The organism is Anabaena subtropica FACHB-260, assembly GCF_014697105.1.
Classification (GTDB): domain Bacteria; phylum Cyanobacteriota; class Cyanobacteriia; order Cyanobacteriales; family Nostocaceae; genus Trichormus; species Trichormus subtropicus.
On record NZ_JACJRF010000042.1, the window covers coordinates 1 to 23,761 of the forward strand.

Sequence of the window (23,761 nt, forward strand, 5' to 3'; positions counted from 1 at the left end):
GTTATGTTCATTGGTTTGAGGAGATAATGTTATGTTGACTATTTTAGGACTTTTGGAGTTAGTCTAACTAAGAATGTAAAGTTTTGTATCAGCTTTCAACATTTCTGCTGTTGAAACAATTGAAACATTGACACCCAACTCTTGGGCATTTGCTGCTGTGTAAGGGCCAAAACAGGCAATAAGACAACGTTCAAACTCACTTTTTGAATCAAACATTGTTAAAAAACTGGCTACTTCTGCCGTACTACTAAAAGCAATAATATCTATTAAACCTTGGCGGATTAAATTGATTTCTACAGTATAAATATTTTTATCTAAACATTGAGTTATATACGCAGGTACACGCATTACCTGCATACCCAATTTTTTTAAATCCGCAATAAAATTAGGCACGATATTAGGTTCAGATATGCCTACAACCTCTGGAATAGGTACTAAGATTTTTTGCCCGCTAATTCCCTCAATTTGCGAAAATTCAGCCACAATTCCCGCAGGACTAGACTCACGAGGAATCAAATCAACCCTACCGCACAAAGATAATAAAATATCAACATCTTTTCCTAAAGCAGACAATTGACAATTTTGTAATTTAGAGATTTCTATATCTAAATTATGTAGACGCTCAAAAAATGCTATAATGCCGTTTCTACTAGTAAATGCAATCCAGTCAAATTCATCTATGCGTCTGATCACACCATCTAATTCAGAATAGTTAGATAAATAGCAAGTTTCTATGGTGGGCATGAAAATTGACAGACCACCTTGGGAAATAATTTGTTCGGACAGCCTAGCAGCATAGTTTCTCGGTGCTGTGACTAAAACTCTTTTACCGTATAAAGGTAATTGGCTAGATGCAGTTAGTAAGTTAGACATTATTTAGTCAAAGTTATTTGATTGCACTCAGCACTCAGAATCCCTAATTATAGTGTGTTGTTGTCAAGCTTAAAATAAAGGATTTAGTGTGTTAAAAAATATCCGCGCCGCAATCTTTGACATGGATGGTTTGCTGTTTGATACAGAAAGCATCGCTCGTTGGGCATGGCAGCAAGCCCTGACCAGTCATGGATATATAATGAGCGGTGATTTCTATAATGAATTTGTCGGGCGCGATTTGACATGGCGAGAAAAAATCCTCAAACAAAGATATGGCAACGATTTTCCCTTTGATGCAGTCAAAAGCCAACGGATTGAAATAGGCGATCGCCGAGAACTGCAAGAAGGTTTACCAATGAAAGCAGGTGCGTTAAACTTACTGTGTCAGCTACATAGTTTGGAAATCGTCATTGCCTTAGCAACAGGTACATCACGTAGCCGCACCATCCGCCGCTTAAGCAACGCAGGCATTTTGCATTACTTTACAACAATTGTCACCAGTGAAGATGTCCCAGAAGGCAAGCCTGCACCAGATATATATTTAGAAGTTAGTCGCAGAATTCATGTTACGCCTGTGCAGTGCGTAGTTTTTGAAGACTCATGTGTAGGTATAGAAGCAGCCTTTAGCGCCGGGATGTATCCGATTATGATCCCCGATATTGAACATCCATCTCCAGAAATTAGATGTTTGACTTACAAAGTTTTAGATTCTTTAGAACAAGCCAGCCAATTATTAGAAGAAAGGTTAGGAACTAGAGGTTAGCTAATCCACAGTACTCTAGGGGAAAAATGCGATGGCGTTCCGCCCACCGTAGGTGATCGCAATACCTCTAATATTTCTTTTGTGTAAAAAAACTAAAAGTAGTGTTGTCTTATGATGGACGTAATTTCCCAAATTGCTGCTCAATCATTAATGGTGAACACTACGCTCATTACTATAGTCTACGTTAATCCCGTGACCGGGAATGATGCTAATACAGGCTCACGGCAGAGTCCGTTGAAAACCCTCACCCGTGCTTTAAAAACGACTCCCCCAGCAATTATTCAGCTAGCTGTAGGGACTTATAACACTGCTAATAAAGAAGTTTTTCCCCTGGTGATTCCTGAGGGAGTAACCGTGGTAGGTAACGAAGCCAACAAAGGCGCAGGAATTTTGATTTCTGGGAGTGGAGAGTACCAAAGTCCCAGTTTTAGCGTGCAGAATGTCACCTTAGTTTTACTCAATCAAGCTAGTCTCAGGGGTGTGACTGTCACCAATCCCATAGCTAAAGGTACTGGTGTCTGGATTGAATCAACCGCACCAAATATAGCTAACAATACCTTTATTAATTGTGGTCGAGAAGGTGTATTTACTAGTGGTACAGCCAAACCAGCCATTTTAGATAATGTGTTTGTGCAGAATGCTGCTAGTGGTTTATTTATGGCACGCAATAGTAAAGGGGAAGTGTTGCGAAATGTCTTACAAAAGAATCCCTTGGGTATAGCTATCAGTGACTTTGCTGCACCTTTACTAGCCAATAACAAACTATCAGAAAATCGGACAGCGATCGCCCTATCTCGCAATGCCCGTCCGGTATTACGTCATAATTTTATCGTCAAAAATACCCAAGGCGGATTGTTAATCAATGAAAACGCCATCCCTGATTTGGGTAGTAGTCAAGATGGGGCTGGCAATATTTTTAGTAATAATGGCGAGTTCGATATTCAAAATGCGACAACACAGCAATTAATTTCTGTAGGTAATCAGTTAAACCCTACCCAAGTCAAGGGAAGAGTAGATTTTATTGCTGCCATCATCGATAATCCTGTCACTAGCACCAATTTTCTGGACTTACCAGGACATTGGGCAGTCGCTTTTGTGGAAGCATTGGTAAATAAAGGTTTACTTAGCGGCTTTCCCGATGGCACATTCGCCCCCGATGCACCAATCACCCGCGCCCAGTATGCGGCGGTGATTGCCAAAACTTTTCAATTACCCACAAACAATCAGCCACCTAAATTTCCCGATATCAAATCAGATTTTTGGGCAGCATCAGCCATTACCAAAGCATCCCAGATGGGATTTATTAGCGGTTTTCCTGATGGGACGTTTCGCCCAGCGCAGAACTTAACCAAAGTGCAAGCCATCGTTTCCATTGTCAATGGTTTAAAACTGAGTGGAGGTAGCCCGAATGTGTTGAGTATATACCGCGATCGCGCTCAAATTCCCAGCTATGCCACAAATCCCATCGCCGTTGCTACACAAAAGAATTTGGTTGTCAACTATCCCCAAACTGATCAACTAGAACCACTGCGAGATATCACCCGCGCCGAAATAGCAGCCTTAATTTATCAGGCTTTAGTGGCTAATGGACAAGAAAAAGCGATCGCTTCACCTTATATAGTCAGCCCCGAAGTTGATACCCCCTCCTTCACTGACTTAGCCGGACACTGGGGAGAACCATTTATTCGCGGTTTAGCCAGTATGGGCATCACTAGCGGTTTCGCTGATGGTAGCTATCAACCTAATAAACCCATGACCCGCGCCCAGTATGCAGCGATGGTGGCAGTTGCTTTTAACCCCCCTGCCACTAGACCAGCCACAGATTTTGTAGACGTACCACAGAATTTTTGGGCATACAAAGCCTTACAAATCGCCGCTAGTGGTGGCTTTGTCAGTGGTTTTAGCGATCGCACCTTCCGCCCCGACCAAAATGTCCAGAGGCTACAGGTAATCGTTTCTCTAGTTAACGGACTAGCCCTAACGACAGTTGATAGTAATAACTTACTCACTTACACTGACAGTAATAATATTCCTGAATATGCTCGAAAAGCCGTGATTACAGCAACACAGCAAAAAATTATTGTCAACCATCCAGACCCCAAACAGTTAGCACCCACAAGAGAAGCCACAAGAGCAGAAGTAGCAGCAATGGTCTATCAGGCCTTAGTAGCCATACAGAGAGCGCCAAGTATTAATTCGCCCTATATTATTTCGACAGTTAGCAGTTGACCAAGTAAAATGAAAAACACTGCTTTTCGACTGGGAAATTCTTGGTAATAAATCCTACAGCCAAAAACACGCTAGGCTATATGCGATGGGTCGATGATTCATACAGATTGCCAGCAGCCAAAAGTCTTATGTCAACATCAGTACCAAACACTTGTGCCAAACTGGCAAAAGCCCTACTAGTTCACTATGGTTTTGATCTCAGTGGTTATAGTGCCACTGAGCTAGTTAACCGTTGGCAAAAGCAATATCCCGCCGACTGGTTGCATTTAGCAGTAATTGAAGCACTATATCAAGGTCGTTATAAAGGTATTTCAGTCCAGCAAATCTTGGCATTTTGGCAAAGGCGGGGTCAGGAAATATATCATTTCAACATGGAATTTGAGCGCCTGATTTGTAGCAAGTTCCCTGAAAGCTTACATCAGATGGCTGCACCAGTGTTACCCCCTGCACGTGAGCAAGTTGGTGAGGAACGGGGGATCAGCCAAAATCAATCCCTACAATTGATGAGTTTCCCACAGCAGGAACCAGTCAACCAAGCAGAAGAACAGCCAGCCGAAAAGATTTTGGCATACTCTAGTGTGAGCGTGGCTGCTAGTGTTGAGGTGAATTTAAACAACCAGGAAAATTATTCGGGTCAATCTATATTATTGAACCCTGATACAGCCACAAAACTACTACCAATATCATTGACTCATCCACCCATTGGGCAGTTTACTCCAGAAACAAGCGATCGCTCCGAGACATTCACCTCAAAACTCAAAGCCATGTCTAGCGAGAATCCTTAACAGTCATATTTCTGGAATAAAAGCATTCTCTAGGTTCCCCAGGGATGGGATATTTTTTTACTGGAAAGTCCCTTACTCTGGTAAACCCTTCACCTGCAACAAGTCCAACCCCCGTTCAAATATTTCATCAATTGGCAACATTTGTTGATCTTGAGTCATAAATTTATGGTCTTTCGTTGCTCGAATTACTGAACCATCTTCCAAGCAATATTCCCACACTTCTTGTTGACCGCGATTGTGCCATTGGGCAATTGGTTGAGTGTAAACAAGACCATTACTATCAACACTAAATACCCTGCATTCAATACCTTTCTCTACAATTTCGCCGATAGGTACAAAGCCATATTCAACTGTTAAAACTTCCGTGTCGTAACTCAAGCAATATTCAGCAAATTTCAACATATCCTCAAATAGCTTCTCCGCTACTTGCTTTCTCACACCATTTTTAGTTGAACCATCAATAAACTTTTCCTGCTGCTTCTGCATCTCCGAAACTTTCTTTTTCCCCATAGCACGACGCAGCAAGTCAGCTTGTCCTAAAGAATAACCAGCCATGTCTTGAGCAATTTTCATAATCTGCTCTTGATAAACCATGATTCCATAGGTTTCATTTAATATCGGTTCTAAAAGCTGGCTTTCATAATCAATATTTTCCCGCCCGTGTTTACGGTTAATAAACTTAGGAATCAATCCCGCATCTAACGGGCCTGGTCGATAAAGTGCCAAGATTGAAGAAATATCTTCGATATTAGAAGGCTTCAAATCTCTGACTATCTGCTTCATCCCTGAAGATTCTAATTGAAATATGCCTTCTAATTCACCAGATTCTAAGAGTTCGTAGGTCTTTTGGACATCTTTAGGTAGAGTTTTATATTCGCCTTTAGCTAATATCTTCTGTGCCTTGCGTTCTTGATTAGTGATTTCATAAGGGTCAATCCTAAAGCCATGTTTTTCTTCAATCAAATCAATGGTTTTCTGAATCATGGTGAGGTTCTTCAGACCTAAGAAGTCCATTTTTAACAAACCCATTGATTCCAGGTCTTCCATGAAATATTGAGTAATTACAGACCCATCATTATTTTTTTGCAGTGGGACGATTTCATCTAATGGATCGGCAGAAATTACTACACCGGCAGCGTGAACACCAAAGGTTTTGTTAGTCCCTTCAATTCGCATTGCCATATCCAGCCAATGGCGAACTCTTGGGTCTTTATCATATTTCTCTTTAAACTCTGGTTCTGGGGTAGCATCGGAAATCATCACCTTGAGTTTGGTTGGTTTACCCCGCACCACAGGAATTAATTTCGCCATTTTATCCGCTTCCCCGTAGGGAATATTTAACACTCTGGCGACATCTTTTAAAACTGCTTTGGAAGTTAGACGGTTAAAGGTAATAATTTGGGCAACTCTTTCTTTACCGTATTTTTCTGTTACATACTCAATGACTTTATCCCGTTGTTCAATACAAAAGTCTGTATCAATATCGGGCATTGATTTACGTTCTGGGTTCAAAAATCGCTCGAACAGTAACCCATGATGTACCGGATCAATGTTGGTAATTCCCATTGTGTATGCAACCAATGAACCAGCAGCAGACCCTCGACCAGGCCCCACAGGAATATTATTATCTCTAGCAAATTTAATGTAGTCCCACACAACTAAAAAGTAAGTGGAAAATCCCATCTGCTGCAACATTTTGAGTTCATATTCTAGCCTTTCTCTGTAGGCTAGATCGACTTCATTACGGGATTTACGATTTAATTTTTCTAACAGTCCTTGCCAAGCAACTTCCTCAACATAAGTATCAGCAGTATGACCAGAAGGAATTGGGTAGTTGGGAATGCGAGGCTCGCCCATAATATGGTAAGGCTCGACTTTATCGGCAACTTCTGCTGTGGTGGCGATCGCTTCAGCAATTACATCATCTGATAGGTGGTCACGAAATAGCAGTTTCATCTCTTCAGCAGATTTGAGATATTCTGTGCCGCTATATCGCATCCGATTCTCTTCAATAATTAGTTTACCTGTTTGAATACATAACAAGGCATCGTGCGCTTCTACATCAAAACAAGAAATAAAATGTGAATCGTTAGTGGCTATGATTTTAATTCCCAATTCCCGCGCAATTCTGACAATTTCCACATTTACAATGCGGTCTTCTTGGGAACCGTGGTCTTGAATTTCTAAATAGAAATCATCACCAAATACATCTTTATACCATTTGGCAACTTTGCGCGCTGCATCTGGTCTATTGCTAAGAATTGCTTGGGGAATTTCTCCACCCAAACAAGCACTAGTGACAATTAAATCTTCATGATATTTTTGTAATAATTCTTTATTAATACAAGGACGGGAAAAAATACCTTTACCTTGGACACCTTGTAGATGAGAAATTGTGGTTAATTTAACTAAATTTTTATAACCTTTAGTGTTTTTTGCTAAAACAACTTGATGATATTTCGGACGGCGTTCTTGCTTTTCAATATCGCCGTTGATTATATACATTTCATTGCCAATGATTGGCTTAATATTTTTACTGCGGCAAATTTTCAGCAGTTCGACAGCACCATACATGACACCGTGATCAGTGACAGCGATCGCCTCCATACCCAGTGAGATCGCCTGATCAATCAACTCTGGTAGCTGACTAGCCCCATCTAGCAGACTGTAATCACTGTGAATATGTAAAGGTACAAAGGACATATATAACTCCCAGCACTAGCCCACAATCTTCTCAAGCTGATTTCTTGTGAGCCAGATTTTATCTAGCAACGGAATCTTAGATTAACGCTTTTACGGAAATTTCACTTCCGCAACTGATGTTTGAATAGTTACATCAGTTCAATTCATTAGTTAGGTGCAAATTTTTAAAATGATGTGAATGCCCGGTATGAGGCGATATCTGCGTTGTATATTTCACAGGTGATTGGGCATTATTTCAATTTGGGACAGCAGTTAATTTTTGTTCTTACATGAGGGAGATGAGAGGAATGATGTAAGTAGAAATTATGCCCCATCTCTCCCCGTTCCTAATCTTAATTACGAATTACTAATGCTGTTGTGGCCCTTTGGCATCACATTCTTTACTCCAGCACCGTTTTAAAAGTCCAATACGCCAGCTGTAGGCGAAACGCCGGGGATTGAGTTCTAAGTCACGGTTAAACAATGGTTGGTTGAGATACTGCCAAAGAGGAAATTTAATTTGGTGGTGTTTATCAGCCATAGGAGGAGCAAAATAGTATAAAAATGTTATGGCAGTCGCTCACGCTAGGAAAGCAACTACCAAATAATGTTTTTCTAGTTAAAGATGACATGATATACATTCAATTGTCCTGGTGACAATTGCGGAATTCTACCTAAAGATTGATGCTCAGAAATTTTTAATAAATTAACTAAAATTTAACTGTCTAAGAAGCTAGAGGCTAGAGGCTAGAATTTTTACTCAGCGCGGTATTACAGCCCACTTTACTAACAGTATTTAGCCCGCAGCACTCACTTCTCAGTTCTCCGTACTCAGCCTCACCATAGTTACTCTTGAGTCCTAATGGCTTGAGCCGCAAGATAGACTTTAGTCCATTCCCCCATTACCTGATGAGGTTTGAGATGTAATTGTTGGGCTACTGCTTCTGTGGAGTTACCAGCCTTCCGCAGATCCAGTATTTGCCGTCCGACGGGGGTTAGGTTGTCATAGAATTCCTGCCATTGCTTTTGTGTTAAACCCAAATTATTCTCCTGTAAGGAAATTGCCAGCCAGTTATTTACGAGTTCCGGCTTACCCTTGAGGGCAAAGACGCGTACTGCATGGTAGCTGATTTTTTCTCGAAGTCGATAGATTTCTTTGATTGGTTTATTTAATTTCTTGGCGATTTCATCTTGGGTTTTACCTTGCAAATAAAGTTTTAACCAGTCTACTGCTTCTGTTCCCAGGTTTTCTTGTAAGTAGTTGGCAAATTCTTCCTGTACTGTCTGTCGCAGTGCTTGTTGTTCCTCTATTTGCTGTGTTTCTTGGTATTCAGCGATCGCTTGGTTATCTCCCAAGTTAACTCGATTGTCGCTGTCATCTGTCAGCACTTCTTCGGAAACTAGCCTAACTAAATCGCCTCCTGGGACTTGGGTTAACCCTCCACGTTGAGAACGGCGTAGATAGTTGACAAAACGATAGGCTAACAAGGGCTGATTGCGGACTGGCCGCATACAATACTCTTCCACCGTAGCAAATAGCAAAGTATCTCTGAGTCGCTTATCTAGGGCAACTTCTGCGATATACCCCATTTGCTGCTGAATGTAAGTATCATTTTGTAGAAGTTCTTGTATCACTTCTTGTAATACGTCAATCACACTACGTTGGCGATCGCGGCTCAGGGCAATCCAGGTTTGAATTTTATACCGTAATGTCACTAAACTCCCTAATCGAGTGATTAGGTTACGATATGCACGTTCCCGCCCTACACCTAAGTAGCGTTGACTTAAAATTTTCCAGCGATATTCCATCGCTTGCTTGGCAATTTCAAGTTCTTTAGTATTGAGCAGGTCAAATCGTTGTAAATCACGACCTAACAGCCAGAGAAGAATACTCTCTCTTGCAGCCACATTTTGTTCTGGACACTCCGCAGCTAGTCGCTGACGCCAAAACTGCGCTAGTTTTTCTGCTTCCGTTACCATAGCGAGATTGCGCTCCTCGAAACCCTGTTTTAAAGTTTGCATCACAACCCCCATTTGTCGCACTTATCTTGTGAGCTAGCAAATCACCCGTGAGTCCGTCATCTAGATGAAGACGTATCCACCATTCCATTGTTATTACGTCTTTATTCACGAACTTTATGCAGGAATTTATCTAGTTCTGTATTTTTTTTCGACTTCAAGACCGGAAAACCCATATGTATCGGGCTTTTGCTTCAATTTCAGTAAAATTACAATTTTGTAAAGTTATGTGTAGGAATCATGGATGGGGCATTTACCCAGAGTAAGTGCAGATGACCTATTTTTTGAGAGGCGTTTAAAAAAGCTAACATTTTGTACCTTAGAGGAGCAGGAAGAATACACCTGAATTGAGACGCTATTTTAGCCCTATAAGTTTCGTTTCACAGAGTTTAGCTGCGATAATTTTGAGTTTTTGGGAAGATGAAACTCTTTCTTCTCCGAATCCTTGTTCTCTCGTCATAATTATTGAATAAAGAAAATCCAAAACAACTGGCGCGGAAATCAGTAAAAAATGTTACTAAAATTAAGTACATGGCAGGAAGTTGAAACCTATTTGCAAAAATCTACAGGGATGATTATTCCTATTGGTTCGACTGAACAGCATGGGCCGACGGGTTTAATTGGTACTGATGCAATTTGTGCCGAAGCGATCGCTCATGGTGTGGGTGAAGCCACTGGGGCGATCGTTGCGCCTACAATCAATGTAGGGATGGCATTACACCATACAGCTTTTCCAGGTACTATGAGTTTACGCCCCAGCACTTTAATTCTGCTGGTGAGAGATTATGTAACCAGTCTTGCCAAAGCCGGTTTTACCAAGTTCTACTTTATTAACGGACACGGCGGTAATATTGCTACCCTCAAAGCGGCATTTTCGGAAACATACGTCTACTTAGAAGATTTACAGATTCCCCATGCCCATAAGGTACAATGTCAAGTCGCCAACTGGTTTATGTGCAGTTCTGTATACCAACTTGCCAAAGAATTGTATGGTGACAAAGAAGGTTCTCATGCTACCCCCAGTGAAGTAGCGGTGACTCAATATATTTACCCAGAAGCAATTAAGCAAGCACCTCTTTCACCAGAAGTAGCCAAGGGACACAGAATTTATAGCGCCACCGACTTTAGACAACATTACCCAGATGGACGCATGGGTTCTAATCCCGCTTTAGCAACACCAGAGCATGGTAAGCAGTTTTATGATTTAGCCGTCAAAGAACTCAGCGAGGGATATTTAGAATTTTTGAGTAATGAGTAATGAGTAATGAGTAATGAGTGATGAGTAATGAGTGGTGAGTAATGAGTGATGAGTAATGAGTAATAAGTAATGAGTAATGAGTGATGAGTAATGAGTGACTTTCAGAAAATAAAATATTCAATGGGTGAGAGCAAATATTATCGTGAGATTTTTCCTCCCCTGCTCCCCCTGCTTCCCCTGCTCCTCTGCTCCTTTGCTCCCCCTGCTCCCCTATCTCTCCTGCTGATTAGTTAACACTTACCGCATCCCTGACTAGATGACCATCTTCCATGTAAACAATTCGGTCAGCAATGTCTAGAATGCGGTTGTCGTGAGTAACTAGGAGAATTGTACAGCCTTGTTCTTTGGCTAATTTTTGCATTAGTTCTACAACATCGCGCCCGGATTGTTTATCTAGGGCGGCTGTTGGTTCATCGGCTAAGACTATTTTCGGCTGATTGACTAAAGCACGAGCGATCGCTACTCTTTGTTTTTGTCCTCCCGATAAGTTATCTGGGTAGTAATTTAGCCGATTTCCTAATCCTACTTCTTCGAGTATTTTCTGCGATCGAGTCAACATTTGTTGGGTGGAAATTCCTGGTTGTAACTCTAAACCCATCCGCACATTTTGCAGTGCTGTCAGGCTACCATGTAGGTTATGAGCTTGGAATATATAACCATTGTTGCGTCGTGCTTGAGTTAATTGTTTACTACTAGCACCGCAAAGTTCCCTTCCTAATACCTGCAACTTCCCAGACTGGGCTGAACGCAAACCACCAGCTAAAGTTAGCAGTGTAGTTTTCCCAGAACCAGAAGGGCCTGTCATAATCACAATTTCACCTGCATTAATTTCTAGATTGATATTAAATAAAACCTGTTTGCGGAGTTGTCCGCTACCAAAGTAATGATCAAGATTGCGGATAGAAATAACTGGTGCAGATTTGTTAATGGTTTGCATAGGTGATTTGAAGAAGATATTTAGCACGCAGAAATGCAAAAAATCTTGAGAGGTTTTGCTGTTTAAAACATATCTGCTGGATCAGCAGACTGTAATTTACGTGTGGCGATCGCTCCAGAAAGAATACACATAATAAGGGTTAATAATAAAACTATTAAAGCCCTAGCTACTGTCATATATATAGGTAAATTTGTGGCGTTTGCGGCTAATTGGTAAAGTCCTAAGGGAACAATAAAACCCGGAATAAAGCCTAAAATTGCCAAAATAAGCGCCTCTTCAAAAATTATCCCTAGTAAATAAGAATTACCATATCCCATTGCTTTAAATGTGGCATATTCTTTTATATGGGCATTGACATCAGTGGAAAGAACCTGATAAACAATAATCACACCCACCATAAACCCCATTGATACACCGAGACTAAAAATAAAACCAATAGGACTTTCTGTTTTCCAGTAATCTTCCTCCATTTTGATATATTCAGCACGAGTTAGTACTTTGACATCATCATTTGGTAGGTAAGATTTTAATGCCTCTGCTACTTGTTTTGGTTCGTAACCTGGCTGAACACTAACTAAACCTAAATTAATACTTCCTGCTTGTCTTCGGGGAAATAGCCGCAAGAAATTTTCATCACTAGAAATTAAAGTACCATCAGCACCAAAAGAAGCGCCTAGTTTGAATGTTCCACTAACGGTAATAGTGCGTTTATCTACTTCGGTAGTGACACTCTCACCTGCATCAATTTGACTAAAAACTTCGTCGTATTCACCCCTAGCTGCGCGGTCAAAGATAAAATGGTCTGGTAGCTTAATCTTATCTAGTTGATTATTCACCTCTGGGATGTTGAGAGCAAGTTGCTCAGGATTAAGCCCAATTGCTTGCACTGAAGTTTTGCGGCGAGTTTGGGGATTTTTCCAAGTGACTAAACCGATATACATGGATTCTGCTGACTTCACGCCAGGAACATCGGCAGCTTGTAACAATCGCCGCCGCGAGAATGTAGCCAAATTCTGCATATTCCGGCTTTGGGGACTGATTAACACTATATCTGCAAGTACTGCACGATTAAGCCGAGTGTTACTGTCATACAAGGCATTTTGAAAACCCAACTGCATGAACATGAGGACATCTGCAAAGGCAATACCAGATAAAGCAACCAAGAGACGGCTTTTATGATGACTCAGTTGTAGCCATCCTAAAGGTGTGCGTCGTTGTATTTCTTGAATGAATGCAATCATGGTTATTAGTCCATATTTATTACTGCTTTGATTTGTAAGTTCGTAAATTTGGCTGCTTTCTGGCTTGAGGGTTGGTCTAGTTGCACATGAACTTCCACAACTCTCGAATCAATGTTCTCACTGGGATCAGAGTTAATGATGTTCTGGCGTTGCACTTTCCAGCCCACCCAATCTACTGTTCCTTGTAATTTGCTAGGTAGTGAATTACTTGATATATCTACCTTTTGTCTGGTGCGGACTTTGCTGACATCGCTTTGGTAGACTTCCACCACTGCATACATCTGGTTTGTTTGCCCAATTTCGACGATACCGTCATTAGATACAACTTCACCAGCACGGGTGTAAATGTCAAATATCACCCCATCTTGAGGGGAACGCACATAAACTTGATCTAGGTTTGCTTTTGCTTGTTTTGCTGCTGCTAATGCGCGGTTAACTTCTACTTTGGCTGCTTGCACGTCAATGGGACGCACTTCCGCGATTTTATTCAAGGTGGCGGCGGCGGCGCTGACTTGTTTACTACCTGTGGCGTTAATTCGAGATAAAGCTGTTTTGGCTTCGCTAATTTGCCTACTTCCTGTACTATCAATCCGTTGCAGGTTCGCTTGTGCTTCACTCAACTGCTGGGTAATGGTATCGACACTCAGGCGTTTACTATCAAATAAAGATTGGGAAATTGCACCGTCAGCATAAAGCTTTTGATAACGTTCCCATTCGCTTTGAGCGTTTTTTAGTTCTGCTTCTAATCTCTTAATTGTGGCTTGTTGGGCTGATTTCTCGCCTTGCCATTGGGCTTCTAATCTGGCTATCGTTTCTTGTTGTTCTCTGCCATCACCTGTTGTTTGTGCCTGGACACGGGCAATTTCGGCTTTTTGCGCTTCTATTTCGCCAATTTTGGCACCTTCTCGCACTTTTTGTAAATTTACCTGGGCTACGTTCACCGCTTCTTGAGCTTCTTGGTAAGCTGCCTCTAGGCGATCGCGGTTATCTAAAATAGCAATTACTTGTCCAGGTTTTACCCTGTCACCTTCTTTAACTAATAGTTGTTCTACTCGACTCCCTTGTCCAGATGATGAAGGTGCGGAAAGTTTAATTACTTTGCCCTTCGGCTCTAATCTACCCAATGCTGTCACCGTTCTGATTTGCGGTGCGCTGACTTGGGGAATCGGTGTTGTTGAAGACTCTTGTGCTTGACTTTGCCATGAAATATAACCTTTTACACCTGCGATCGCCAAACCTGCTGTTGTCGCTAAGATGATTAATTGCCGGGAGTTACGCTTGAAGAATACGGAACCTTGATCTGCTACATCGCGTACCATAAGCCCCTCTTTTGTTTAGGACGCTAAATAAACTGTTTAGTTTAGTAATCTATAATTAAACTAAACCGTACATTACAATCTTGTCAAGAGAGATGGGATGGAAAAATTCATTTTTTAGGACAAATCTCTGCAAATTCGATCGCTTATCGGTCTAAGCTGGTTTATTTAGCGAAGATATAAAAATATGAGTAAAAAAAAGGCAGATATAGAAAGTAATAACACCGACCGTCTACCGTTAGCCGAGAAGATTGATGCAATTCTCAATGGTGCAATGCAAGAGTTTTTGACCCACGGCTATGCTGCGACGACGATGGATAGAGTCACAGCCGCCGCAGGTGTATCGAAAACCACTGTCTATAGCTACTTTCAAGACAAAGAAGGACTGTTTGTGGCGTTAATTGAACGCATGGCGCAGGAAAAATGTTTCGCCATCCAATACCCAGAATTTCTCCAAGGAGAACCCCGTATAGTTTTACACCGTTTAGCGAAAAATGTTTTAGAGCAAGTTGAGCAAGAACCGGAGTTTTTAAGTTTAGTGAGACTGATTATTGGCGAATCTGGGCGATTTCCATCCTTAGCACAAACTTTTGTTAGTAACGTAGATAAAACGGCTTTAGATTTGCTTAGTCAATATTTTGCTGATCATCCAGAACTAAATTTACCCGATGCAGAAGTCACAGCACGGATTTTTCTGGGTACATTGGTGCATTTTATAATTCTTCAGTATATGCTCCATAGCCATGATATCTTGCCGATGGATGGCGATCGCCTGATTAATAATCTGATTGATTTAATTACGATGAATCTCTCTGACAATACATCTGCGAATCAGTATTCCGGTACAAGACAAAAATCGCCAAGACGCAAACGTAGCGCATCAGGTAAATTCCAGATGGACTACGGTTCAGAACCCAAGCAATTAAGGTCTATCAGGTTGACGGATACAGCTTGGAAGCAGTTAGCAGAACTAGCACAGGAAAATAATTTGACACGCAGTGAAATGATTGAAATTTTTGCCCGTAAAGGGTTTCTCCCTAATCAAGAGTAAGTCAAATTTTCTACTAGATTTTGGCACAATATGTATATACATGGAAAAATCAGTTATTATTGTATATACATGGAAAAATAAAAGTAATACATAATTACTAATAATTAACCAGAAGAGGCAAGGAATAGGGGCAGGTACTTCCCCTTGTCACCCTGCCCTTCGGGTTCGCAGTCGCTCATGGGGGAAACCCCCAAGACCGCGCTGTCTCACCCCCTGCCCCTTTTCCTCTTGTTGACAGGCTTGATTATTAATTAGAGCTATGTCTTTAGCCATCTTGATAATTTGTTGGGAAGACTTATTATAATTAACAATTAGACGAGGAATTTGATAAGGATTTTGCTGACAGGTATAATCGAAGGTTTCGTTATTATATAAATATCCAGATAAATAATATCGAGAAACATAGGACTCAACTTGTTTATTATAAGCTCCATAAGGATAAGCAAAATGAGAACCCACCTGTTGTTTTGGGTCTAAATCTTCTGTACACCTCCTCAAAATAGTCCTAGCGTGTAAAAGTTCACGAACAATCTCCCGACGGGACAAATTTGTTAAATCTCTGTGATTTAATCCATGAGATTGAATATCATAAAAATCTTTTTGTAACCCTTCTCGTATTTCTTCACAACTGAGGTGGGTTTTACTACTACTGGCTTTTTGCTCTAAACGACTGGGATTGATAAATAAGACAATTTTTACTTTCTGACCATATTGCTTTTCTAGTTTTGATAAGATAGGTAATAATTTAGTGTGTACTGATTTATATCCATCATCAAATGTCAGCATTATCGGCTTCTTTCGCCGATAATTGGCTGGTATTTCCTGGGATTTAGTTAAATAAAAATTATATAAATCTTGTGTACTTAAAAACCAGTAATCATTGATAATTAAGTCATTTAAAAGCTTTTCTAATTCTTGTTTTGAATAGTGCATTTCCTCTGGTATGGCAACAGATTTAATGTTGTTGTTTTGAGGATCTATAATGCCATGAAAACCTAAAATAGGTACGGTGGTTTCAGAATGTCCAAAATTTAGGGCAGCGAGGAAAATTATAGAAACTAAGGCTAAACCAAAGGGAAAATTTTGAGTTTTAGCGGTCATTGTAGCAGTAGTATTACCCTGATATAGCGGCGAAAAAAAAGCTGAGTAATGTTCACATCACACAGCATTTATAAAAAATGCATGAGATTTTTATAACATAATGAATGTAAATTATTTGAAAATTAAATCTAAACGCTGCTGGCTGGCTTTTAAAGCATCGGCGGGAGAACTTCTACCCAACAACACTGTTTCTACTGCCCGACCGACACTATCAGAAATCCGATTATAACCGGGGAAAGTAGGACGCGATCGCGCATATTGAGCCTGTTCTAAAAATACTTTTACTTGTGGTAGCTTCTGCAAAAAAGCTTGGTATTCTGCACTTTCACGAGATTTTAAATTAATCGGTAAATAGCCAGTTCCCAGTGCTAACTCTGTTTGAAATTCTTCACTAGCAGCATACTCCAGAAACTTAAAAGCTGCTTTTTCTCTTTCTGGTCTAGATTTAAAGATATACAAATTTTCGCCACCAATTACCGTAGCAGGTCTTTGTCCTACCGGAATCGGAAACACATCAAAATCAACCCCACTAGCTTGAAATTCTCCCAAACTCCAAGGCCCAGTTAATTGCATTGCTACTTTACCAGATAGCAAATCATTGGTTTCATAACCTCGTTCTGGGCCTGATAACACAGCTGAACCATCTGTAATTAAATCACGCCACAATTGCAAAGCAGCGATCGCCCCAGAATTATCTTGTAAAGTCACACCAGCCGCATTTTGTGAATCTCCGCTTACCAACTCGCCGCCACCACTCCACATAAACGGTAGCCAAGTAAAAACCGTAAACTCACCTTTACCCAAAGGTAGTAACATTCCATGTTGATCAATTCGCCCATCACCATTAGTATCACGAGTTAACTGTTTAGCTACCTCACGTAACTCTGTCCAAGTTTTGGGTAATTGTGTAATTCCCGCCGCCTGAAACAGACTCGGACGGTAGAAAACACCAACATTGTTTGTAGCGAAAGGAACTGCCCAGATTTTCCCTTGATATTCCAAAGACGGGTATAAACTAGGGTCAATCTCGTCTTTAATTGGTGAATTTGCCAACAGATCATCTAGAGGAAGCAAAGCATTTAGTTCTACCAATTGTCCTGTGGTTGCTGGGTTGTACCACAAAATATCTGGGGGTGCATTACCTACCACAGCCGCCAAAATCTTTGGCATTTGCTGGTCTTGTTGTCCAGCATAAATGGCTTCTATATGAATATTAGAATGCCTTTGGTTAAACTTATCTACTAGCTTTTGAAATACGTCACGATTAGGCGGCGGATTTACCCCATGCCACAAAGTTAAATTAATGACCTTATCTGCATCTACTCTATTTTGTATGAACTGACATCCACTAGTAATCAATATTCCTACCAGAAACAGTGATATCCAGCGATATCGATAAAATCGCCAGTTTTTGCTTTTTACCCTAAAATTATCAGAGGCGAAAAAAAACCGCCTACAAACTTGATGCGACAGATTAATGAATTTTTTAACTTTAATGGACATAGTTAGGATCTAGTAGAAAGAGTAATTACTAACTAATAACTATTGACTGGGAAAAACAGATTTATTAGCTTCAGATTATGGCAGGACACAGTAAATGGGCAAATATTAAGCGCCAAAAAGCAGTAGTAGATGCCAAGAGGGGAAAGACTTTCACTCAGTTATCTAGGGCAATTATCCTGGCTGCGAGAAGCGGGGTTCCCGACCCAAACGGAAACTTTCAACTCCGCACAGCTATAGACAAAGCAAAAGCGGCCGGTATTCCTAACGATAATATAGAACGGGCGATCGCTAAAGGTGCAGGAACCTTTGGTGGCGATAACGCTAGTTTAGAAGAAATTCGTTACGAAGGTTATGGGCCTGGGGGTGTAGCTATCTTAATTGAAGCCCTCACCGACAATCGCAATCGCACGGCTGCTGACTTGCGGGTAGCTTTTAGTAAAAATGGTGGTAATCTCGGTGAAACTGGCTGTGTTAGCTGGATGTTTGATCAAAAAGGTGTGTGTGTTGTCTCTGGTGTAGTGGATGAAGACCAGCTTTTAGAAGCATCTTTAGAAGGTGGTGCGGAAACTTATGAAATGACTGAAGATGAGACAGCAGAAGTTTTTACAGAAGTAGCAAATTTAGAAATTCTCAACCAGACACTCAAAGACAAAGGTTTCTCAGTGACAGAAATCGAGTTGCGTTGGATTCCTGGCAATAATGTAGAAGTGACCGAACCAGATCAGGCGCGATCGCTGCTCAAATTAATTGATACTCTAGAGGGGTTAGATGATGTCCAAAATGTGACATCTAATTTTGAAATGTCCGAAAATCTCATGGCGTTAAGTATCGCCTAGATAATATCTTATCGCTGGGGAAGCTAGGAAATCAAAATTTGATACCTCACTCCTTAAGAAGACAATTTTTCTGCGGCTTGTCTGACCAAATCAACTTCTAACTCCAAAGCCTCAGCGATTTGTTCCACACTCAATCCCAATTTCAAAAACTTAGGCACTGCTTCGAGTTTACCCTCTAGCTTACCTTCGAGTTTACCCTCTAGCTTGCCCTCCAGTTTACCTTCGAGTTTACCTTCCTCTTTGGCTTCTTGATAAACCTTGGTGTTCCTAATAGCATCCAAACCCAACATAGCTTCTACCTCTTCCCGGCTAAGTCTGGGAAACTTATAAATTACTACTGTCTCAATAAATTCTATAATTTCTTGCTGGGTAAGCGCATCTGTTAACTGCTGTTTAGCTTGCCCAATTAGTTGTTTAGCTTTTCCTGCTGTTTTACTTTCGCTTTCCACAATTAGCTGCACAATACCAACGCCGATTGAGGTATTTGCTGTTTTACTCAGTTCATTTAAATAAACTCGTTGTATTAGGGAACTGTTGAGTAACAAGCGATAAGGTCTAGGTTCTTCTGGTTCCACACTCTTTTTAGGAAATATCACCACAGCACGCCATTCATTTGTGGGCTGATACTGGTATAAATAGAGAAAAATTTCCGCAAAAACTCGCTGGTAGAAAGCTTCGTCTTTCTGAAACTGCACTTCCAGAAAGTAGATTGGTTGATTGGGGTTGCCAGATATGGGTAAAAATACCCCATCCAGACGAAAGGACTGTTGTTTCAGTTCAATAGATGTGAATTGATAGCCACTCGTATCAGTTTCAGGTTGACCAATTAATTCAAAAAATACATTGGGAAAAGTCTGAAATAGGCTATGAAAAAGGGTGTCAGTTTTCACAGTTGGCAGAAATTACACTTACCCTGGGGAGATTTAGGAAGATTTTAATACAGAAAGTAGCTGCTCTTATGGCTTTTTTTAGTAACAAGATTAGGTGACACACATCACACAACGAAAGTATGGAAATCCCTCTTCCCAGTCCCTAATCCCCATTGCCAACTAACTTGCTCAAACAGGGGCGATCGCGTAACAATAATAGTTAGGATCGCTTAATCTCTCTTAACAATGGCGCTAACGCAGCTTAATCAGACTATTTCTCCTCAACCGACACCGCCAGAACTGCAAGGATATGACTATGATTTGGTCATCGTCGGCGGTGGAATTGTTGGGTTAACTCTAGCTTCAGCATTAAAAGATTCTGGCTTGAATATACTGCTAATTGAAGCCAAAGTTGCATCAGCAGCAGTAGCTAAAGGTCAAGCCTACGCAGTTCATCTACTATCAGCGCTAATTTACCAAGGAATCGGCATTTGGGATAAAATTCTGCCTCAAATTGCCAAATATCGCCAAGTCCGCCTTTCTGATGCTGATTACCCTGGTGTGGTGGAGTTTGAAACCACAGACTTAGGGACACCAGAATTAGGCTATGTAGCGGAACATCAAGCGTTATTGGAACCCTTACAAGAGTTTGTGCAGAATTGCCCAAATGTGACTTATCTTTGTCCGGCTGAGGTGGTGAGTACCGACTACCAACAAGATGAAGTAGTCATCGCCGTCAAAATTGCTGATCAATTAAACACAGTACGTAGCAAATTACTGGTAGCCGCAGATGGATCGCGATCGCCTATTCGTCAGGCGGCGGGGATTAAAACTCATGGCTGGAAATATTGGCAATCCTGCATTGTCGCCTTCGTCAAGCCAGAGAAACCCCACAACGATACAGCTTACGAAAGATTTTGGCCTAGCGGCCCCTTTGCGATTTTACCTCTACCTGGAAACCGTTGCCGCATCGTCTGGACAGCCCCCCACGATGAAGCAAAAGCCTTGTGCGCCCTAAATGACGAAGAATTTTTACAAGAACTAAGCCAACGCTTTGGTCAGCAGATGGGTAAGCTGGAATTATTGGGCGATCGCTTCGTTTTTCAAGTGCAACTCATGCAAAGCGATCGCTATGTCCTCCCCCGTTTGGCATTAGTTGGCGATGCAGCACACAATTGTCATCCTGTAGGCGGACAAGGTTTAAATCTAGGGATTCGAGATGTCGCAGCTTTAGCCCAAGTAATCCAAAAAGCACATCAAGCAGGTGAAGACATTGGTAACATTCGGGTATTGAAACGTTACGAAGGCTGGCGACAAAAAGAGAACCTAGCAATTTTGGGGTTCACTGATATGTTAGACCGGATGTTCTCCAATCAATTCCCCCCATTAGTATTAGTTCGCCGCTTGGGTTTATGGTTTTTGGCTAGTGTACCCACCCTGAAAACATTTATGCTCAAGTTAATGATTGGCTTGAAGGGAAAAACTCCAGAATTGGCGAAACGTTGAAAGTTTTATCTGAGTCATGGGGTAAAGGCGATCGCTTGTTATTATCCAAAAAGTGAGGAGGCATTTTGCAATCAGCATTGCCTCCTGTCTTGTTAATTAGCGTTTTTTGTCAATGAATCCAATGCAACTGACAACTGACAACTGACGCACGTAGTGCAATAAATTCTCTCTATGTCCGACTACGGTAAATATTTATAAAAAAAGTTTACAAAGTTTCATACAATAGATCCATTCACCAATAAGTATATTTGCTCAATATCATGATGGCGGATGGATTTCCTTGGCTGACCGCGATTATATTGCTACCACTCGTTGCTTCTGGTTTGATTCCCTTGCTGCCTGATAAAGACGGCAAGCTCGTGCGATGGTATGCCCTGGGTGTAGGAATCGCGGACTTTATTTTGATGTGCTACACCTTTTGGCACCATTACGATGCAAGCAGTGCGACTTTTCAATTGGTAGAAAAATATGATTGGCTGCCTCAGATAGGTTTTAGCTGGGCGGTTTCAGTTGATGGAATATCCATGCCACTCGTGCTACTGGCAGGATTTGTAACGACGCTTGCCATGCTGGCTGCGTGGCAAGTTGATCTCAAGCCGCGCCTGTTTTATTTCTTAATGTTGGTGCTGTATTCTGCCCAAATCGGGGTGTTTGTTGCCCAAGACTTACTATTGTTCTTCATCATGTGGGAACTAGAACTGGTTCCCGTGTACTTGCTTGTCTCAATTTGGGGTGGTCAGAAACGCCGCTATGCTGCGACAAAATTCTTGCTTTACACTGCTGCCGCTTCCATTTTTATCTTAATAGCAGGCCTGGCAATGGCTCTCTACGGCGATAATACTACTTTCGATATCGTCGAACTGGGCGCGAAAAATTATCCTCTGGGGTTAGAGTTATTACTTTACGCAGGTTTGTTAATTGCCTTTGGTGTCAAATTGGCAATTTTCCCCTTACATACTTGGTTGCCTGATGCCCACGGTGAAGCTTCAGCACCTGTATCGATGATATTGGCTGGTGTATTGTTGAAAATGGGTGGTTATGGGCTGATTCGCTTAAATTTGGAATTACTGCCTGATGCTCACATTTACTTTGCCCCAGTTTTAGCAACTCTAGGTGTAATCAATATTATCTATGGTGGTTTGAACTCCTTTGCTCAAACTCACATGAAGCGCCGTCTCGCCTATTCTTCCGTTTCCCACATGGGGTTTGTGTTGTTAGGTATCGCCTCTTTCACCGATGTCGGTGTGAGTGGTGCAATGCTGCAAATGCTTTCTCACGGTTTGATTGCGGCGGTGTTGTTCTTCCTAGCTGGTGTTACTTACGATCGCACCCATACAATGGCTATGGATAATTTGGGTGGTATCGGTCAAGCTATGCCCAAAGTGTTCGCTTTGTTTACCGCCAGTGCGATGGCATCTTTGGCACTTCCTGGAATGTGTGGCTTTGTCAGCGAACTCAAGGTGTTTATTGGTGTCACTACTAGCGACATTTATAGTCCGACTTTCTGCACCGTCATGGTATTCCTCGCCGCAGTGGGAGTTATCTTAACGCCAATTTATCTACTGTCCATGTTGAGACAGGTATTTTACGGGACTGGTGCAGACCTCAGTTGCAATATTAACAATGGTGCTTTCGAGAACCAAGAGGACGAAGGAACTGCCTGTTTTGGTACAGACTGTCTCTTACCAGGGGAAGCTGTATATAGAGATGCTAGTATCCGCGAAGTATTTATTGCTGCCTGCTTCCTGGTGTTGATTATTGGCGTAGGTGTCTATCCCAAGGTAGCTACGCAAATGTACGATGTGAAAACTGTGGCAGTCAATACTCAAGTGCGTCAATCATATACACAAATTGCTCAAGAAAATCCCCACATATATGCTAAAGGTTTCTTTGCTCCCAAAATCGTAGAGCCTGAAGTGATGGCAATTTCGGGAATGATCAAATAATCCCATCGTCAGATAATAAATTAGGCGATCGCTTCTTTGTTAGGCGATCGCTTTTTCTTTATATTTAAAAAAGCGCATTTTTGCTAATTAGAATTATCATTTAGTAGTCTTGCCAATAGGTGATCGCTTAAGTTAAAACTGATACAAACTTTGTAAAATTAAATAATACCAAGGATAACTATAATTTTTTATAGTCTAGTTTCACTGTGACTACGAAATAACTGTTTTCTAAAAATTTGAAGATAAATGTCGTTATTTAAAAATTTATTGAATTTACATTCAAGCAGTAAACCACTTGAGGATTTCTTCACTGAGATAATAGCTTATTTTTTATCTATTAATACAGATATTTTAATTGATTGGTTAAAATATCACTCGATTATTAGCGAAGAAAATTATATTAACATCAATATCTTAACGCAGAAATACTACGAACCACTAGATAATCATGATTATGGTAGCCAGCCTGATATTGTAATTGAATTAACTAGTGAAACCAATACAGATGTAATCCTTATCGAATCAAAAATTGCTGCAACAGAAGGGGATAGACAATTACAAAGATATGCTGAGATTTTGAGTAATTTATCATATCCTAAACGGCGCAGTTTAATCTACATTACTCGTGATTATGATCCAAAAGAATCTAAAAAAATTTTACCAGACAGTTTATGTACAAAAATTAGTTTTCATCAATTAAGATGGTATCAATTTCACAGTTATCTAACAAAAAAAGATAGTGATATTTTCGCTAAATAAATATTAAGATTTATGGAAATTCATGGAATGTCACATACTAATCAAATTTCATCTATTGATCTATTAACAATGGTCAATTTTCAGAAG

General features: G+C 40.9%; 19 protein-coding genes. 9 read left to right on the forward strand and 10 right to left on the reverse strand.

Going from position 1 to position 23,761, the window contains the following annotated elements:
• Nucleotides 1-63 precede the first annotated feature (63 nt).
• On the reverse strand, nt 64-873 hold the full coding sequence (locus tag H6G18_RS19455) for a uroporphyrinogen-III synthase (RefSeq protein ID WP_190408747.1): 810 nt from the start codon (nt 871-873) through the stop codon (nt 64-66).
• 88 nt (nt 874-961) lie between these two features.
• Here H6G18_RS19455 and H6G18_RS19460 point away from each other — a divergent pair, with 88 nt between their 5' ends.
• The 3 genes from H6G18_RS19460 (at nt 962) to H6G18_RS19470 (ending at nt 4,650) form a co-directional block, all read left to right on the forward strand.
• Nucleotides 962-1,636, forward strand: a complete 675-nt coding sequence (locus H6G18_RS19460; protein WP_190408748.1) for an HAD family hydrolase — start codon at nt 962-964, stop codon at nt 1,634-1,636.
• Nucleotides 1,637-1,786: 150 nt separating this feature from the next.
• Nucleotides 1,787-3,865: a DUF1565 domain-containing protein gene (locus tag H6G18_RS19465; protein WP_190408786.1), complete on the forward strand. Its 2,079-nt coding sequence runs from the start codon at nt 1,787-1,789 to the stop codon at nt 3,863-3,865.
• Nucleotides 3,866-3,993: 128 nt separating this feature from the next.
• Nucleotides 3,994-4,650, forward strand: a complete 657-nt coding sequence (locus H6G18_RS19470) for a hypothetical protein (RefSeq protein ID WP_242040410.1) — start codon at nt 3,994-3,996, stop codon at nt 4,648-4,650.
• Between the two features lie 72 nt (nt 4,651-4,722).
• Here the strand turns inward: H6G18_RS19470 and H6G18_RS19475 are convergent, their stop codons facing one another.
• From H6G18_RS19475 to H6G18_RS19485, 3 genes are all read right to left on the reverse strand, one after another.
• A complete protein-coding gene (locus H6G18_RS19475; protein WP_190408749.1) occupies nt 4,723-7,353 on the reverse strand; it encodes a DNA polymerase III subunit alpha in 2,631 nt (876 codons plus the stop codon).
• A 346-nt stretch (nt 7,354-7,699) separates the two neighbouring features.
• Complete coding sequence (locus H6G18_RS19480; RefSeq protein ID WP_190408750.1) at nt 7,700-7,873, reverse strand: hypothetical protein; 174 nt, start codon at nt 7,871-7,873, stop codon at nt 7,700-7,702.
• A 305-nt stretch (nt 7,874-8,178) separates the two neighbouring features.
• A complete protein-coding gene (locus tag H6G18_RS19485; RefSeq protein WP_190408751.1) occupies nt 8,179-9,366 on the reverse strand; it encodes a HetZ-related protein 2 in 1,188 nt (395 codons plus the stop codon).
• A gap of 496 nt (nt 9,367-9,862) precedes the next feature.
• Between H6G18_RS19485 and H6G18_RS19490 the strand changes: the two genes are divergently transcribed.
• Nucleotides 9,863-10,609 carry a creatininase family protein gene (locus tag H6G18_RS19490; protein ID WP_190408752.1) on the forward strand — a complete coding sequence of 249 codons (747 nt, stop codon included), beginning with the start codon at nt 9,863-9,865 and terminating at the stop codon, nt 10,607-10,609.
• A gap of 226 nt (nt 10,610-10,835) precedes the next feature.
• Here H6G18_RS19490 and H6G18_RS19495 read toward each other — a convergent pair whose 3' ends face one another.
• From H6G18_RS19495 to H6G18_RS19505, 3 genes are all read right to left on the reverse strand, one after another.
• Nucleotides 10,836-11,546, reverse strand: a complete 711-nt coding sequence (locus H6G18_RS19495; protein WP_190408753.1) for a DevA family ABC transporter ATP-binding protein — start codon at nt 11,544-11,546, stop codon at nt 10,836-10,838.
• 62 nt (nt 11,547-11,608) lie between these two features.
• Nucleotides 11,609-12,787 (reverse strand): ABC transporter permease DevC, encoded by a 1,179-nt coding sequence (gene devC, locus H6G18_RS19500; RefSeq protein ID WP_190408754.1) that lies wholly within the window; start codon nt 12,785-12,787, stop codon nt 11,609-11,611.
• A 5-nt stretch (nt 12,788-12,792) separates the two neighbouring features.
• A complete protein-coding gene (locus tag H6G18_RS19505; protein ID WP_190408755.1) occupies nt 12,793-14,106 on the reverse strand; it encodes an ABC exporter membrane fusion protein in 1,314 nt (437 codons plus the stop codon).
• Nucleotides 14,107-14,290: 184 nt separating this feature from the next.
• Here H6G18_RS19505 and H6G18_RS19510 point away from each other — a divergent pair, with 184 nt between their 5' ends.
• Entirely contained in the window at nt 14,291-15,154 is an 864-nt protein-coding gene (locus H6G18_RS19510) for a TetR/AcrR family transcriptional regulator (protein WP_190408756.1), read from the forward strand.
• A gap of 147 nt (nt 15,155-15,301) precedes the next feature.
• On the opposite strand, the gene H6G18_RS19515 is transcribed toward H6G18_RS19510, so the two are convergent.
• Complete coding sequence (locus tag H6G18_RS19515; protein WP_190408757.1) at nt 15,302-16,255, reverse strand: polysaccharide deacetylase family protein; 954 nt, start codon at nt 16,253-16,255, stop codon at nt 15,302-15,304.
• Between the two features lie 111 nt (nt 16,256-16,366).
• Nucleotides 16,367-17,752, reverse strand: coding sequence for an ABC transporter substrate-binding protein (locus H6G18_RS19520; protein ID WP_313954447.1), 1,386 nt, complete (start codon nt 17,750-17,752; stop codon nt 16,367-16,369).
• 83 nt (nt 17,753-17,835) lie between these two features.
• Here H6G18_RS19520 and H6G18_RS19525 point away from each other — a divergent pair, with 83 nt between their 5' ends.
• On the forward strand, nt 17,836-18,594 hold the full coding sequence (locus H6G18_RS19525) for a YebC/PmpR family DNA-binding transcriptional regulator (RefSeq protein WP_190408759.1): 759 nt from the start codon (nt 17,836-17,838) through the stop codon (nt 18,592-18,594).
• Between the two features lie 53 nt (nt 18,595-18,647).
• Here the strand turns inward: H6G18_RS19525 and H6G18_RS19530 are convergent, their stop codons facing one another.
• Nucleotides 18,648-19,484 (reverse strand): Rpn family recombination-promoting nuclease/putative transposase, encoded by an 837-nt coding sequence (locus tag H6G18_RS19530; RefSeq protein WP_190408760.1) that lies wholly within the window; start codon nt 19,482-19,484, stop codon nt 18,648-18,650.
• A gap of 225 nt (nt 19,485-19,709) precedes the next feature.
• Between H6G18_RS19530 and H6G18_RS19535 the strand changes: the two genes are divergently transcribed.
• The 3 genes from H6G18_RS19535 to H6G18_RS19545 all read left to right on the forward strand — a co-directional run bounded on the left by H6G18_RS19535 (nt 19,710) and on the right by H6G18_RS19545 (nt 23,674).
• Nucleotides 19,710-20,969, forward strand: a complete 1,260-nt coding sequence (locus H6G18_RS19535) for an FAD-dependent hydroxylase (RefSeq protein ID WP_190408761.1) — start codon at nt 19,710-19,712, stop codon at nt 20,967-20,969.
• Between the two features lie 260 nt (nt 20,970-21,229).
• Complete coding sequence (locus tag H6G18_RS19540; RefSeq protein WP_190408788.1) at nt 21,230-22,915, forward strand: NAD(P)H-quinone oxidoreductase subunit 4; 1,686 nt, start codon at nt 21,230-21,232, stop codon at nt 22,913-22,915.
• Between the two features lie 246 nt (nt 22,916-23,161).
• A complete protein-coding gene (locus H6G18_RS19545) occupies nt 23,162-23,674 on the forward strand; it encodes a PD-(D/E)XK nuclease family protein (RefSeq protein ID WP_190408762.1) in 513 nt (170 codons plus the stop codon).
• The last annotated feature ends 87 nt before the right edge of the window (nt 23,675-23,761 follow it).